This is a genomic window from Intestinimonas massiliensis (ex Afouda et al. 2020) (assembly GCF_001244995.1).
Lineage (GTDB): Bacteria > Bacillota > Clostridia > Oscillospirales > Oscillospiraceae > Intestinimonas > Intestinimonas massiliensis.
In genome coordinates this window covers 1,310,911-1,323,917 of the sequence record NZ_LN869529.1, presented here as the reverse complement: position 1 = coordinate 1,323,917, position 13,007 = coordinate 1,310,911, and the positions used below count along the sequence as shown (strand labels likewise).

Sequence of the window (13,007 nt, the reverse complement as noted above, 5' to 3'; positions counted from 1 at the left end):
GCGGCTTATGGATTTTCTCACCGACTGGCTCACGGACTGGCTCAAAGAGCTGCTGATTGGCGGGATCATGGGGAACTTGGAGGGGCTCTTTGATTACGTCAATACCCAAGTCGGAGAGATTGCGGTACAGGTGGGGACTACCCCGGCGGCGTGGAACGCCGGGGTATTTTCCCTCATCCGCCAGCTTTCCGAAACGGTGATCTTGCCGATTGCCGGGCTGGTGCTGACCTTTGTTGCCACCTATGAGCTCATTCAGATGCTTTTGGAAAAAAACAATATGCACGAGTTTGACGTGGCGAATATCTACAAATGGATATTCAAAACGGCTTGTGCCATCTTCATTCTCTCAAACACCTTTAACATTGTGATGGCCGTCTTTGACGTGTCGCAGAGGGTGATCGCCCAGGCGGGCGGCCTGATCCAGGGCTCCACGGACATCACGCCGGATATGATGGCGGAGCTGGAAACCACCCTGGAGGGGATGGATTTAGGGCTGCTTTTGGGCCTGTGGCTCCAGTCCTCTATCATTGGCGTTACCATGTGGGCGCTGGGCATCGTCATTTTTGTGTTGGTGTATGGCAGAATGTTGGAAATCTATTTGCTCACCAGTTTGGCCCCCATCCCGATGGCAACGATCTCCCACCGGGAAGTGGGACAGATCGGGCAGAACTATCTGCGCTCCCTGTTTGCCGTAGGCTTCCAGGGGTTGCTCATTCTGGTGTGTGTTGCGATTTATGCGGTGCTGATCCAGGGAATTGCCACGGGCGGAGATCCCATCGGGGCGATATGGGGCACCGTGGGCTATACGGTTTTGCTCTGCTTCATGCTGTTCAAAACCGGGACGATTGCGCGAAGTATCTTTAGCGCACATTGAGAAAGGGGTGTTATATGCCGAGAAGATATGGGCCCGACGGGTCGCGCCTGCGGAACGGGAAAGCGCCGGAGGACTTCAACCAGGCCGATGTTTACCGTTTTATGGCGGAAACAGAGGCCGTTTTGCAAAAGCAGGAATTGCTGGGCGGCAGGGATGACGCAAAGACGATTGCCCAGCAGTTAGCCGAGGAGCGGGCGCAGGCCGCCCGTGAAAACGCCGCCCGGCCCGCCCCGGCAAAGGGCAAGGAGGCCAGGGATGACCGATAAGGGCACCTCTGGACAAAGTATCCAGAAGTCCCCGGAGCTCCCGGAGGGCCTGTTCCTTATGGATGGCATCGAGGGCTTGCGCTCCCTGCCCCGTCATTCGGTGGATATGCTCTTGACCGATCCGCCCTACGGCACCACCCGGAACTTTTGGGATGTGCCCCTGCCGCTCCCGGAGCTGTGGGAGGCGGTTAAGTGGGCGGTCAAGCCGGACGGCGCTGTACTGTTCTTTGCACAATGCCCCTATGACAAGGTGCTGGGGGCATCCAACCTGTCCATGCTCCGCTATGAGTGGGTATGGTACAAAAGCCGCTGCACAGGCTTTCTCAACGCCCGCCGCGCTCCGCTGAAAAAGACGGAGAATATTCTGGTGTTCTATCAGAAGCTCCCTCTTTACAGTCCGCAGTTTGAACAGGGCAAGCCCTATAAGAAAATTGCGGGCAATAACGGGAACAGCACCAACTACGGGAAATTCACCCGTTCCGGCAGCGGATCGGAGGACGGCCTGCGCTTTCCCGGAAATGTGCTGACCTTTCCAGCCGTCCAGCGCACCGTCCACCCCACGCAGAAGCCGGTGGCCCTGTGCGAGTATTTCATCAAAACCTACACCCGGCCCGGCGAGGTGGTGGCGGACATCTGCGCGGGCTCTGCCACAACAGCGGTGGCCGCCCTCAACACGGGCCGCCGCTTCATCTGTTTTGAAACCGTCCCCGCCTATTACGCAGCCGCCACAGAGCGCATCCGTCTGGCGCGGGCAGCGTTGGAGGCCGGGGAGAAAGGAGTGTAACTATCGGACAGTATTCTGTGATCTATGCCGATCCCCCCTGGCGCTACACGCAAAAGGGCTTGCAGGGGGCGGCGGAAAAACATTACCCCACAATGGGGATTGACGAGTTATGCACGCTCCCGGTGGCTGATCTGGCAGCCCCGGACAGCGTGCTTTTTTTGTGGGCCACGTTCCCACAGCTCCCGGAGGCCCTGCGGCTAATCAGTGCGTGGGGCTTTCAATATAAATCCGTGGCTTTCGTCTGGCTGAAGAAAAACCGAAAGTCCGAGAGCTGGTTTTATAGCCTGGGCTTTTGGACGAGGGGCAACGCGGAGGTTTGCCTGCTGGCAACACGGGGACACCCAAAACGGCAGGCGGCAAACGTCCATCAATTCATTATTGCCCCGATCCAGGAGCACAGCCGAAAGCCGGACGAGGCCCGTGATAAGATCGTGGCCCTCATGGGCGACGTGCCCAGGGTGGAGCTGTTCGCCCGGCAGTCCCCGCCCGGTTGGGATGTGTGGGGGAACGAGGTGGAAAGCACCGTCCCGGACTTCTGGACAAAGTGTCCAGAGGTGGGCGCGAAAGGAGGTTGATCCATGCCCTATGTGAATGTTCCCAACGACTTATCCAAAATCAAGACCAAGCTGGCCTTTAACCTGACGAAACGCCAGCTTGTGTGTTTCGGGATCGCGGCAGCGGTGGGCATCCCGTCCTATCTGCTGGCCCGGAGTGCCATCGGCAACACGGGAGCCATGTTCCTGATGATGGCGGTGGCGCTCCCGGCGTTCCTGCTGGCGATGTACGAAAAAGACGGGCTCCCCTTTGAAAAGGTGGTGCGGAACGTCCTGCGGGCCCGTTTCCTGCGGCCTGGGGTGAGGCCCTACCAGACGGAAAATATCTATGCCCCGTTTACCCAGCGGGGCGCTGTGAGAAAGGAGGATGCGATTGCAAAAAGTAAAAAGCCCAAAGCGCGGCCCCGGAAAGGCCGCTAACCGGAAAGCTGCGTTGTCTGCCCAGCAGACAATCCCTTATCTAGTGATGCACCCGGACGGGGTGTGCCAGCTTCCCGGTGGGCTCTACACGAAAACCGTGGAATATGAGGACATCAATTATTCCGTGGCTTCTACCGAGGATCAGACGGCGATTTTCAGCGGGTGGAGCTCGTTCCTCAATTACTTTGACAGCTCCCTGCCGTTCCAGCTCTCCTTTATCAACCGCCGCTCCCGTTCCCGGAGCAAGTACAAGGTCAATATCCCCCCGGCACAGGATGACTTTGACAGCATCCGGGCCGAGTTCACAAGTATGCTGAAAAATCAGATTGCCAAAAGCAACAACGGCATCGAGCGGTCAAAGTATATCACGTTTGGCCTGCCCGCCGAGGGGATCGCGGAGGCCCGGCCCCGCCTGGAACGGGTGGAGGCCGATGTGACAGGCAATCTGAAACGGCTGGGCGTTCCCTCTGCTCCGATGGACGGGCAGGAACGGCTGGCGCTGCTCCACAGTCAGATGCACCCCGGCAGCCGGGAGCCGTTCCGCTTCTCCTGGCAGGACATTCCCCGGACGGGTATGGGGACAAAGGACTTTATCGCCCCGGACAGCTTCGACTTCCGGCAATCCCGGACATTCCGGGTGGGCCAGTATTGGGGCGCTGCGTCCTACTTGCAGATTTTGGCGTCCGAGCTCTCTGACAAGCTCCTGGCGGAAATTCTGGAGCTGGATGCGGAAATGACCGTTACCATGCACATTCAGACGGTGGATCAGCTCAAAGCCATTAAGACCATCAAGGGAAAGCTCTCCGACATTGGCAAAATGAAAGTGGAGGAACAGCGCAAGGCGGTGCGGGCCGGGTACGATCCCGACATTCTGCCCCCTGACCTGATCACATTCAGTAAGGACGCGGCGGAGCTCCTGGCCGATCTCCAGTCCCGGAACGAGCGGATGTTCCTGCTCACGTTCACGGTCATCAATATCGCCCCCACCCGGCAGCGGTTGGAAAATGATGTGTTTACCGTGGGCGGCATCGCACAGAAATATAACTGTGCCTTGAAGCGGCTGGATTTGCAGCAGGAGCAGGCGTTTGTATCCTCGCTGGCCCTGGGCTATAACGAGGTGGAAATCCAGCGGGGTATGACAACCAGCTCCACGGCGATTTTCATTCCCTTTATGACCAGGGAGCTCCGCATGGCCGGGCCGTCCCTCTACTACGGCATGAACGCCCTTTCCCATAACGTCATCATGGCTGACCGCAAAAAACTGAAATCGGCCAACGGGCTCTATCTCGGCTCCACGGGCTCCGGCAAATCCTTTGCCGCAAAGCGTGAGATCATCAATGTGTTTCTCACTATCCCAAAGGATCGCATTATCATTGTCGATCCGATGGGCGAATATGCCCCGCTGGTGCGGCGGCTGGGCGGCCAGGTGGTGGAGATCGCCCCCGGATCTCCCAGCCATATCAACCCTATGGACATCCAGCTTGACCTGGACGACGACGAAAGCCCGCTTTCCATGAAAGCGGATTTTTTGTTGTCTCTGTGTGAGCTGGTGGTGGGCGGCGAGGACGGCTTGCAGCCCATCGAAAAGACGGTGATTGACCGCTGTGTGCGGCTGATCTACCGGGATATGGCCCTGGGGATCGGGGACGGCAAGCCGCCCTTGCTCCAGGACTTGTACGAGGAGCTTTTGAAGCAGCCGGAGCCGGAGGCCCGCCGTGTGGCAACCGCCCTGGAGCTCTACTGCACCGGCTCCCTTAACCTGTTCAACCACCAGACCAACGTAAAGCTCACGTCCCATATCGTGTGCATCGTTCTAAAAGGGCTGGGAGAAAACCTCCGCAAGATCGCCATGCACGTTACCAACGACTTTGTAACTTCGGCGGTCAATGTGAATTTTCACAGCGGCGTTTCTACCTGGTGCTATTTTGATGAGTTCCATATCCTGCTCCGGGACGCGCTCACCGCCAGCTACTTTGTGGCCGTGTGGAAGATGCTGAGAAAGAAAGGCTGTGTCCCTTCAGCCCTGACGCAGAACGTCAAAGACCTTTTGGCCAGTCGGGAGATCGAGGCTATTCTGGACAACACGGACTTTATGATCCTGCTGTCCCAGGCCCAAAGTGACCGGGCGATTTTGGCGAAACAGCTCGGCATTTCCGAGCACCAGCTCTCCTATATCACCCACTCCAATTCCGGCGAGGGCCTGCTGTTCTATGGCGATGTGACCATCCCCTTTGTGGATCGGTTCCCCCGTGGAGAAATCTATAACCTGCTGACTACCCGCCCGGAGGATTTGAAGAATGAAGCGAAAACCGAATAAGCCCAAACAGGAGGCCAGGGAGCGCCCCGGCTCCTGGGAGAGCGCCGCCGATCCTGGCGGGGCCGCTGGGGGCGGCTCCCCAGGCGGTGCCGGGGCTGCGGACAGCGGCACTTCTGGACAAAGTGTCCAGAACATGGGGTGCCCCGCAAAGTCGAAAGACTTTGTGGGGAGAGGAGGAGCAACGGAGCGGGCGGATTTTGGCGGCAGCGCCGCCGAAGAAGCCAAAGCGAAGTTTGCGACGACGAAGTTCCGTCAGAAAAGCAAACAGGAGCAGGCCGCCGCGTCCAAGCTCCGCATGGAGGAGCGCGGGGAAAAGCTGGAACGGGCAAAGGATAAGCTGGCAAAACAGAAACCGCCCAAAAAGCCCGGCCCGGTGCGGCGGATAGGCCGGGCCGCTGGCGGGGCCGCCCGCGGTTTTGTGCATGGCAAGATTTATGAGAATGAACAGGAAAACGTGGGGATCGAGGGGGCCCACCGCTCCGAGCTGGTGGGCGAGTCCGGCCTGCGGCATGGCAAGCGGTTCGTGCAAAAGAAAATCCGGCAGCATCCGGCAAAGGCTGTCCAGCGGGCCGAGTCCAAATATGTCAAGGCCACGGCGGACTATCATTTCCGCATGACCGCCCAGGAACACCCGGAAATGTCCGGCAACCCCGTTTCCCGGATGTGGCGCAAGCACCGCTTGAAAAAGCAGTATCAAAAGCGGGCGCGGGAGGCGGCAAAGACGGGAGCGGCAAGCGCGGCCAAAAAGACCGCCGCCGCCACGGAAAAGGCCGGGGCGAAGATCGCGGGCTTTGTGAAGCGGCATCCCGTGGGGGTGCTGTTGGCCCTGACCTGTGTGCTCCTGCTCTTTATGATGCAGTCCTGTTCTTCCTCCCTAGTGATGCTGGGAAATTCCGGCGCGGGGGCTGTGGGCGTTACCACCTACCCCTCGGAGGACGGGGAGATCCTGGCGGCGGAGGCGGCCTATTCCAGCATGGAGGCCGAGCTGCAAAACTACCTGGACACCTATACCGCCACCCACAGCTATGACGAATATCATTTTGACTTGGACGAGATCGAGCACGATCCCTATGTGCTGATCTCTACCCTCTGCGTGCTCCATGAGGGGGAATGGACGGCGGACGAGGTGCAGGGCACCCTGGAAACCCTCTTTGACCGCCAGTATATCCTGACGGAGCGCGTGGTGCGGGAAACCCGGTATGACAGCGACGGCGATCCCTACTCCTGGTACATCTGCTATGTCACGCTGGAAAACAAAAACCTTTCCCATCTGCCCCTGGAAATGATGGGAGAGGAACAGATGGCCCGTTATTCTCTCTATATGTCCACCCTGGGGAACAGGCCCGATCTGTTCCCGGAGTCAGCCTATGTGGGGAAATACATCACGAACCCGCCCGCTGACTATGACGTGCCGGAGGAATATCTGGACGATGAAACCTTTGCGGCCATTTTGGGCGAGGCGGAGAAATACCTGGGCTATCCCTATGTGTGGGGCGGCAGCTCTCTGGCCACGTCCTTTGACTGCTCCGGCTTTGTGTCCTGGGTGATCAATCACTCCGGCTGGAATGTGGGCCGCCTGGGAGCCCAGGGGCTCTATAACATCTGCACCCCCACCAGCGCACCCCGCCCCGGCGATCTGGTGTTCTTTGTCGGCACCTATGACACGGCGGGCGTGTCCCATTGTGGCATCTATGTGGGGGACGGGATGATGATCCATTGTGGCGATCCCATCCAATATGCAAACCTGAATACAAGCTACTGGCAATCTCATTTCTACGCCTACGGGTGTTTACCCTGACAAGGAGGTTATCTATGGCGGCAAGCAAAAGCCAAAAAATCCAGGCCGAGATTGATAAGGTCAAGGCCAAAATCAGCGAACAGCAGGCCCGGCTGAAAGAGCTGGAGCAAAAGCACCGGGAGGCGGAAAACGAGGAGATCGTGGACATCGTGCGGGGCATGAGCGTTTCCCTGGAGGAGCTGCCCCTGGTGCTCCAGCGGCTCCGGGACGGCGGCACCTCTGGACAAAGTGTCCAGAAGTCCGAGGACGGCGGAAAGGAGGAAAATTGAAGATGAAACGCTTTCGGGTGATGGCGGCGGCGCTCTGCGCCGTCGTTCTTTTATGCGGCTTTAGTGTCCCGGCGTATGCCTACGCGGACGGCGGCGAGGGCGCGGACTACGGCGATCCCACCATGACGGAGGAAACTCCCGCCCCGGAGCCCACCATTGAGCCCGGCGAGGGCTTTTCCGAAGAGGGCAACCTTGTGACCCGCGATCTGCTCTATGACGAGCACACCAACAAGCAGTTTATTACCGTCCAGACCAGCGGCGGCAACACGTTCTATATCGTCATCGACTATGACAAGCCCGTGGACGAAGAGGGCGAACAGTACGAAACCTACTTTTTCAGCGTGGTGGATGAGGCTGATCTGCTCGCTGCGGCGGAGGCCGCTGGCGTTGAACAAGCGGTGTGCTCCTGCTCTGAAAAATGCGAGGCGGGGGCCGTCAATACGGATTGTGCCGTCTGCTCCGTCAATATGAGCAAGTGCGTGGGCGTTGAGCCGGAGCCCACGGAAACCGAGGAGCCCGCCCCGGAGGAGGCCGAGCCGGAAACGGGCGGCAACATGGGGATGCTCCTGGCGGTGCTGGCTGTGGCCCTGGTGGGCGGCGGAGCGGCGTTCTATTTCAAGGTGCTGCGCCCCAAACAGCAGAAAGCCGCCGCGCCCCAGGAGGACTACGGCGACGAGCTCACGGACTATGACGAGCCGGACGGCTACGGGGACGATGACGATGACGGCCCGCCCTGGGACGAGGAGGACGATGACGGAGAGGAGGCGGACAAATGAGGTTTACCAACAGCCCCTATGAAAAGATGATGCAGCAGAAGCCCCGCCCCCAGGCTCCGGCCCCGGCAAAGCCGCCCAGGGGCTCCCGGTGTTCCGGGTGTCCCTACTGGCGCGGGATCGGCTGCGTGTCCTGCTACCGGGAGCTTATGCGGGCCCCGGCTGGCGGGAGGTGACGGCTTGGCCCGTGAACTGACACGCGAGGAAAAACGGGCGATCCGCGCCCTGGTGACAAAATGGTGTGCCAACTATGACCGAGAGTGCGGCTGCCTGCCCCTGGACTGTGAGTGCTATATGCTGGGGAAATGCTGGACGGGGGCGCTGTGCCACTACTTTCGGGAGGCGGTGCTGCCCCTTGATCCGGCGCTGGAGGCCGCCCTCTTGACCGAGGGGCCCAGGCCGGATTTTAAGATTTGCCCTATCTGCGGCGGGCCCGTTGCCCCGGATCGGCGGCAGGCTTACTGCTCGGCGGTCTGTGCAAAGAAAGCCCACCGCCGACAACAGCGTGAATATATGAGGAAAAAGCGGGGCTGGGGCGTTGACAATTAGGCCCCCAAAACCCGCTGATTACAAGGCTTTTCGGGGCCGCTTTTGGGGTGGGCCGTGTGTTTCTACGGCCTGCCCCTGTTTGGCCCGGATGCTGTCAACATCAAGGAGGTGTTATTCTGGAAGAAAATCAAGGCTATGTGATCCGCCGCACGATCCTGTTTGATATCAAATGCGGCTTTGTGCTGGGGGAAAACCCGAAAGCCCCTAACCCCTTGTGACATGGCAATTTAACGAGCAGGACGGACACCGGGACTTCTTTTGGGGCCACTACCACAACGAGCCGGACATGGCGGAACGGGATTTGCACAATCGGGCCGAGGACTATCAGCGGCGCTATCATGTGTTTGCGGTAGAGCAGGCCCCGGACAAGGAAACCTACAAATACTACTCCACCCAGCGGCCTATTGACATCGGCACTTACCCGAACAGCTACTTTAACCGCCCTGTCCACATGGATTTGTACTTCACCCGCCAGCAAGTGACGGGCGAGGAGTTTCAGGCGTGGGGAGCCATCATCTATGCCCATCCCCTGACAGAGCGGGAAATGCAGAATTATGAGCTCCGGCCCTCCCGTGAAAATCTGGACATCCGGCGGTAGATGGATGCCCAGGCCCAGATGGTGGGGAAATGGGAGAATGCCCACCATGTCCCGGATCAGAAGCGGCTGACATGGTTTTGCCCTGACTTCGGCAGTTATGTGGTGAAAGAATACATCACCCCGGAGCAACTGGCCGTTCGCGTCCGCAGCATTGAACGCCAGGAGGCGGCGCGGGTTCACAAGGAGGCCAAACACCAGCCCCCGATTGCCGAACAACCGAAAGCGGCCCAACGGGAGGTCCAGGAACAGCGGGCCCCGGATGCACCCAAAAAGAAAGCTCCTGACCGGGGCGACAGATAGGAGGATAATTATGGATAAAAAGCGTGAACAGGATTTTGTCGATCTGGAAGTAAAGCGGCTTTGCGGGGTGTTCGGTACGCCGATCCCCACGCTGCCCCCGGAGCGTGACAAGGCGTTGGACAAGGTAAAGGAGCCGCCCCATACCAGCCGGAGCCTGAAACGGGAGGAGCGGTGACAAAGAAACGCCGCCGCCCCATCCATCTCCATGTGATGGTGTCCGAGGAGGAGCTGGCGCTGATCCAGGAGCGCATGGCCGAGGCGGGCATCCGCAATATGGGGGCCTATATGCGGAAAATGGCCCTCAATGGCTATGTGCTCCATGTTGATCTGTCACCCGTCCAGGAGCTAGTGTCGCTCCAGCGGCGGTGCTCCAACAACTTAAACCAGGTGGCGATCCAGGCGAATACCTACGGCGGCATTTACCCGGAGGAGATCAAGACGTTGCAGCGGGACTATGAAAAGCTGTGGCGGCCCCTGTCCGATCTTCTGGAAAAGCTCTCCACCATAGTTCAATTATAATTGTAAATAGGATAAATGGAGCAACTAATTTCGCTCCATTTATCCTATTATGTCAGATGTTTAATAAAGGCCTAAATCCATTTCAATTATCTTCTTTTTTCTTTCTATTAGTCCATCTATATAAGCATAAAATTCGGATGGATTTTGATCACTTGCACTAAAAGATAATTTTTTCAGTACAGCTATAACTGATGTTGCTGATGTCCATGTTGGTTGTTTATAGCGATATAGGATCTGGAGTTGGCGAATATGGTCTTCAAATTCCAACTTGGACTTATAACCAGTAGCAAGTCTCTTGTTGATTAACCCTTCAATATCATCTTTATCTGCAACAGTACATTCTGTCCCCCGTCTCACGTAAATAGTTGCTCTTTTCAATCCGTCGGTTTCGTTTTTGGAGATATATGGAAAATACTGAGGACAATTCTCAACAATAACAATTTGAAAACTTTTTCCCTGCAGCTTGTCATATTCACTCCGATCAAAGGTAAAGCTCTCAACTCGATATTTTAAATTAGAGGGAATAAACTTTTCTATACTATTTTGAATTTCCGCTGGATCAGACGTTTCTTGAAGTCCACAAGGGTCAAACTGATTATTTTCTATTTCCTTAACACCGAAAACAATGAGTCCGCCCCCACTATTGGCCATTGCCAAAAGTTCCTTTGCTAACGCCCCTTTTTTTATCCACGTTTCCTTAAAGTCAAGGTTATCAGATTCGTAATCGGATGTTTTCAGTAGGTCTGCAAAGCTTTCTCTATTTATATTTTGCAAAAATTCATACACGGCATCTTTGTTCATCTCTATCCCTCCATCTTTATTTATTGTGTTTCAATAATAATTTAATGCTGAACCTGCTTCAAGTCAATAATCCATCTTGCTAAACGGGAAATTAAAAATTTCATTGAACAAATATTAAAACAATCGGCTATCGTACGGCTATCCCCACCTCTGGACACTTCGTCCAGAGGTGGGGATAACCGAGGCATCCTTGTTGGCCCCCTCTTACAGAGTTATAATATACATATAGAGGCAAATATCAAACTTTTGTAGGAGGTATGAACCATGCGGACAATCTTAAAAATTATCGCACCCCCCTTTATTCTGGCCCTGATCCTCGCCGTGGCGGTGCTCTCATTCCTGTCCTGCGTGGCGGGCGCTGTGTGCGTTGTGGCCTGTGTGAGCCTGTCCCTGCTAGCGATTCTCTGCTTGCTGGCCGGGCAGACCACGGGCTGCATCGCCATGTTCGTGCTGGCGTTCCTGGTTTCTCCCTTTGGGCTCCCAGCCCTGGGCGGCTGGCTGATGGAGCGCCTGTATGGTGTGAAGTATGCGGCGATGGATTTTATGGTAAGCTGATACTTCTGGACATTTTGTCCAGAAGTTCCGGGCGGCGGGTGGAACAGACCACCGCCCGTTTTTTCTGCTGTGAAAGGAGGTGCGGCTATCGCTACAACCTACATCCGGCCCTACAAGGTAGCGGCTGGGAAAACGGCCATCCAGACGATGGAGGAGCGGTTATCCTATGGGCTCAATCCGAAAAAGCTGGGAGCCGTGTCTGCCTATCTCTGTGATCCTGCATCCGCCCCCGCTGAGTTCCTGCTGCTAAAAAGCCAGTACCAGGCGGAAACGGGCCGGGCGGTGGAGCGCGGGGCCCTGTTCTTTCAGATCCGGCAGGCGTTCCCGCCCGGCGAGGTCACGCCGGAGGAGGCAAACAAAATCGGCTATGAAACAGCCATGCGCTGGACAAAGGGCAAGTATCAGTTCTTCGTCTGTACCCACATTGACAAGGGGCACATTCACAATCACATTTATTACAACTCCACCGCCCAGGACTGTTCCCGGAAATTCCATAACTTCATCGGCTCCAGCTTTGCGGTGCGGCGGCTCTCTGACCGGGTGTGCATTGAGCACGAGCTGTCTGTCATTCAAAATCCGAAGCAGCACAGCAAGGGACGCTTTCTCCACTATGGACAATGGATTGGGGAAAAGCCGCACTCGGCCCAGCAGCGGGTGCGGCTGGGGATCGTGGCGGCTCTGGAGCAAAAGCCCGCCGACTTCCCGGCGTTTCTGCGGCTCATGGAGGAGTCCGGCTTTCAAGTAAAGCATGGGCGGGGCGGCGCGATCTCGTTCCTGGCCCCTGGGCAGGATAAGTACACCCGCCTGCGGGCATCCACCCTGGGCCCCGGTTTCGATCCCGATGACATCCGGGCGGCGATTGCCGGGGAGCGGCCCATCCCGGAGCTTCCCCAGGACAGCCCGGCCCCGGCCCGGCGCGTCAATCTGATCATCGACATTCAAGAGCGCATGGCCCAGGGCAAGGGCCCGGCCTATGAGCGGTGGGCCAAAGTCTATAACATAAAGCAGATGGCCGCCGCGCTCCTGTATCTCCGGGAGCATGGGCTTTCCGATTACAAGGCTCTTGCGACAAGCACCGAGGCGGCGGTGGATCGGGTTCACAAGCTGGCCGGGGAGCTGCGGGACACGGAGGCGGCCCTTGCCAAAACCTCCGAGCTCATGGGCGCGGTGGTGCAGTACGCAAAGACGCGGCCTGTGTTTGACGGCTACAAGGCGGCCCGGTATAGCAGAAAATATCTGGCCCAGCACGAGGCGGAGCTGGCAGACTACCGGGCGGCAAAGGTGTCCATGAGTGAGCTTTTGGGCGGGGCAAAGCTCCCCAAAATGGACGCGCTGAAAAAGCAGCGCCGGGAGCTCTCCGAAAAGAAAAAAGCCCTTTACGCGGAATACCGCAAGGCCCAGGCGGATATGCGGCAGGCCGTGGCAGTCAAGGCAAATATCGATCACCTGCTCGGCCATACGGACGAGCAAAAAAATAAGGCCCAGGAGCGTTAGCTCCGGGCCGCCGACAACAGGTGCTTGCGCCGGAACTTCTGGACAAAATGTCCAGAAGTTCCGCGGGTTTGGGGAGTTCCCCAACAAGCATTTTCACGGGCCTGCGGCCTGTGAAAATTTCGGAGTGTGGCCACAC

At 57.4% G+C, this 13,007-nt stretch carries 18 protein-coding genes; 17 read left to right on the top strand and 1 reads right to left on the bottom strand.

From position 1 onward, the window contains the following. Nucleotides 1-7: 7 nt before the first annotated feature. From BN2154_RS10235 to BN2154_RS10180, 15 genes are all read left to right on the top strand, one after another. Nucleotides 8-874, top strand: coding sequence for a VirB6/TrbL-like conjugal transfer protein, CD1112 family (locus BN2154_RS10235; protein WP_050618687.1), 867 nt, complete (start codon nucleotides 8-10; stop codon nucleotides 872-874). 14 nt (nucleotides 875-888) lie between these two features. After that, nucleotides 889-1,140 (top strand): hypothetical protein, encoded by a 252-nt coding sequence (locus BN2154_RS10230; protein ID WP_050618686.1) that lies wholly within the window; start codon nucleotides 889-891, stop codon nucleotides 1,138-1,140. Then, on the top strand, nucleotides 1,130-1,924 hold the full coding sequence (locus BN2154_RS10225; RefSeq protein ID WP_050618685.1) for a DNA-methyltransferase: 795 nt from the start codon (nucleotides 1,130-1,132) through the stop codon (nucleotides 1,922-1,924). The genes BN2154_RS10230 and BN2154_RS10225 overlap by 11 nt, the downstream gene beginning before the upstream one ends. Before the next feature lie 17 nt (nucleotides 1,925-1,941). Continuing rightward, nucleotides 1,942-2,499, top strand: a complete 558-nt coding sequence (locus tag BN2154_RS10220) for an MT-A70 family methyltransferase (protein WP_050618684.1) — start codon at nucleotides 1,942-1,944, stop codon at nucleotides 2,497-2,499. Between the two features lie 3 nt (nucleotides 2,500-2,502). Further along, nucleotides 2,503-2,898, top strand: a complete 396-nt coding sequence (locus BN2154_RS10215; RefSeq protein WP_006575047.1) for a PrgI family protein — start codon at nucleotides 2,503-2,505, stop codon at nucleotides 2,896-2,898. Then, the gene (locus BN2154_RS10210) at nucleotides 2,846-5,215 is read left to right on the top strand and encodes a VirB4-like conjugal transfer ATPase, CD1110 family (RefSeq protein ID WP_368013991.1); all 2,370 of its coding nucleotides are present in this window, start codon (nucleotides 2,846-2,848) and stop codon (nucleotides 5,213-5,215) included. The genes BN2154_RS10215 and BN2154_RS10210 overlap by 53 nt, the downstream gene beginning before the upstream one ends. Further along, nucleotides 5,196-7,013 (top strand): C40 family peptidase, encoded by a 1,818-nt coding sequence (locus tag BN2154_RS10205; protein ID WP_050618682.1) that lies wholly within the window; start codon nucleotides 5,196-5,198, stop codon nucleotides 7,011-7,013. The genes BN2154_RS10210 and BN2154_RS10205 overlap by 20 nt, the downstream gene beginning before the upstream one ends. A 14-nt stretch (nucleotides 7,014-7,027) precedes the next feature. Beyond that, nucleotides 7,028-7,282 (top strand): DUF4315 family protein, encoded by a 255-nt coding sequence (locus tag BN2154_RS10200; RefSeq protein ID WP_007491255.1) that lies wholly within the window; start codon nucleotides 7,028-7,030, stop codon nucleotides 7,280-7,282. 2 nt (nucleotides 7,283-7,284) lie between these two features. Beyond that, nucleotides 7,285-8,058 carry a DUF4366 domain-containing protein gene (locus tag BN2154_RS10195; protein WP_050618681.1) on the top strand — a complete coding sequence of 258 codons (774 nt, stop codon included), beginning with the start codon at nucleotides 7,285-7,287 and terminating at the stop codon, nucleotides 8,056-8,058. Next, nucleotides 8,055-8,231, top strand: coding sequence for a hypothetical protein (locus tag BN2154_RS16075; protein WP_007491259.1), 177 nt, complete (start codon nucleotides 8,055-8,057; stop codon nucleotides 8,229-8,231). Before BN2154_RS10195 ends, BN2154_RS16075 begins: the two co-directional genes overlap by 4 nt. Nucleotides 8,232-8,235: 4 nt before the next feature. Continuing rightward, nucleotides 8,236-8,604, top strand: a complete 369-nt coding sequence (locus BN2154_RS10190) for a cysteine-rich VLP domain-containing protein (RefSeq protein ID WP_050618680.1) — start codon at nucleotides 8,236-8,238, stop codon at nucleotides 8,602-8,604. 214 nt (nucleotides 8,605-8,818) lie between these two features. Beyond that, complete coding sequence (locus BN2154_RS16320) at nucleotides 8,819-9,202, top strand: defense against restriction DarA-related protein (protein ID WP_242853741.1); 384 nt, start codon at nucleotides 8,819-8,821, stop codon at nucleotides 9,200-9,202. Further along, complete coding sequence (locus tag BN2154_RS16315) at nucleotides 9,203-9,502, top strand: hypothetical protein (protein WP_242853740.1); 300 nt, start codon at nucleotides 9,203-9,205, stop codon at nucleotides 9,500-9,502. It abuts the gene before it with no gap. 10 nt (nucleotides 9,503-9,512) lie between these two features. Then, nucleotides 9,513-9,677, top strand: coding sequence for a hypothetical protein (locus BN2154_RS16070; RefSeq protein WP_195892335.1), 165 nt, complete (start codon nucleotides 9,513-9,515; stop codon nucleotides 9,675-9,677). Beyond that, entirely contained in the window at nucleotides 9,674-10,021 is a 348-nt protein-coding gene (locus BN2154_RS10180; RefSeq protein WP_050618679.1) for a plasmid mobilization protein, read from the top strand. Before BN2154_RS16070 ends, BN2154_RS10180 begins: the two co-directional genes overlap by 4 nt. A gap of 60 nt (nucleotides 10,022-10,081) precedes the next feature. Here the strand turns inward: BN2154_RS10180 and BN2154_RS10175 are convergent, their stop codons facing one another. Then, nucleotides 10,082-10,822 (bottom strand): AlbA family DNA-binding domain-containing protein, encoded by a 741-nt coding sequence (locus BN2154_RS10175; RefSeq protein ID WP_050618678.1) that lies wholly within the window; start codon nucleotides 10,820-10,822, stop codon nucleotides 10,082-10,084. Nucleotides 10,823-11,086: 264 nt separating this feature from the next. On the opposite strand from BN2154_RS10175, the gene BN2154_RS10170 reads away from it, so the two are divergent. Both BN2154_RS10170 and BN2154_RS10165 read left to right on the top strand, forming a co-directional pair. After that, nucleotides 11,087-11,377 (top strand): CD1845 family protein, encoded by a 291-nt coding sequence (locus BN2154_RS10170; protein WP_050618677.1) that lies wholly within the window; start codon nucleotides 11,087-11,089, stop codon nucleotides 11,375-11,377. A gap of 147 nt (nucleotides 11,378-11,524) precedes the next feature. Beyond that, complete coding sequence (locus BN2154_RS10165) at nucleotides 11,525-12,871, top strand: relaxase/mobilization nuclease domain-containing protein (RefSeq protein WP_050618676.1); 1,347 nt, start codon at nucleotides 11,525-11,527, stop codon at nucleotides 12,869-12,871. Nucleotides 12,872-13,007: the final 136 nt, after the last annotated feature.

Excerpts from the sequence above, each read along its gene's own strand:
- BN2154_RS10235 (WP_050618687.1), top strand. The coding sequence starts at position 8 with ATGGATTTTCTCACCGACTGGCTCACGGACTGGCTCAAAGAGCTGCTG.
- BN2154_RS10230 (WP_050618686.1), top strand. The coding sequence starts at position 889 with ATGCCGAGAAGATATGGGCCCGACGGGTCGCGCCTGCGGAACGGGAAA.
- BN2154_RS10225 (WP_050618685.1), top strand. The coding sequence starts at position 1,130 with ATGACCGATAAGGGCACCTCTGGACAAAGTATCCAGAAGTCCCCGGAG.
- BN2154_RS10215 (WP_006575047.1), top strand. The coding sequence starts at position 2,503 with ATGCCCTATGTGAATGTTCCCAACGACTTATCCAAAATCAAGACCAAG.
- BN2154_RS10210 (WP_368013991.1), top strand. The coding sequence starts at position 2,846 with ATGCGATTGCAAAAAGTAAAAAGCCCAAAGCGCGGCCCCGGAAAGGCC.
- BN2154_RS10205 (WP_050618682.1), top strand. The coding sequence starts at position 5,196 with ATGAAGCGAAAACCGAATAAGCCCAAACAGGAGGCCAGGGAGCGCCCC.
- BN2154_RS10200 (WP_007491255.1), top strand. The coding sequence starts at position 7,028 with ATGGCGGCAAGCAAAAGCCAAAAAATCCAGGCCGAGATTGATAAGGTC.
- BN2154_RS10195 (WP_050618681.1), top strand. The coding sequence starts at position 7,285 with ATGAAACGCTTTCGGGTGATGGCGGCGGCGCTCTGCGCCGTCGTTCTT.
- BN2154_RS16075 (WP_007491259.1), top strand. The coding sequence starts at position 8,055 with ATGAGGTTTACCAACAGCCCCTATGAAAAGATGATGCAGCAGAAGCCC.
- BN2154_RS16315 (WP_242853740.1), top strand. The coding sequence starts at position 9,203 with ATGGATGCCCAGGCCCAGATGGTGGGGAAATGGGAGAATGCCCACCAT.
- BN2154_RS16070 (WP_195892335.1), top strand. The coding sequence starts at position 9,513 with ATGGATAAAAAGCGTGAACAGGATTTTGTCGATCTGGAAGTAAAGCGG.
- BN2154_RS10175 (WP_050618678.1), bottom strand. The coding sequence starts at position 10,822 with ATGAACAAAGATGCCGTGTATGAATTTTTGCAAAATATAAATAGAGAA.
- BN2154_RS10170 (WP_050618677.1), top strand. The coding sequence starts at position 11,087 with ATGCGGACAATCTTAAAAATTATCGCACCCCCCTTTATTCTGGCCCTG.
- BN2154_RS10165 (WP_050618676.1), top strand. The coding sequence starts at position 11,525 with ATGGAGGAGCGGTTATCCTATGGGCTCAATCCGAAAAAGCTGGGAGCC.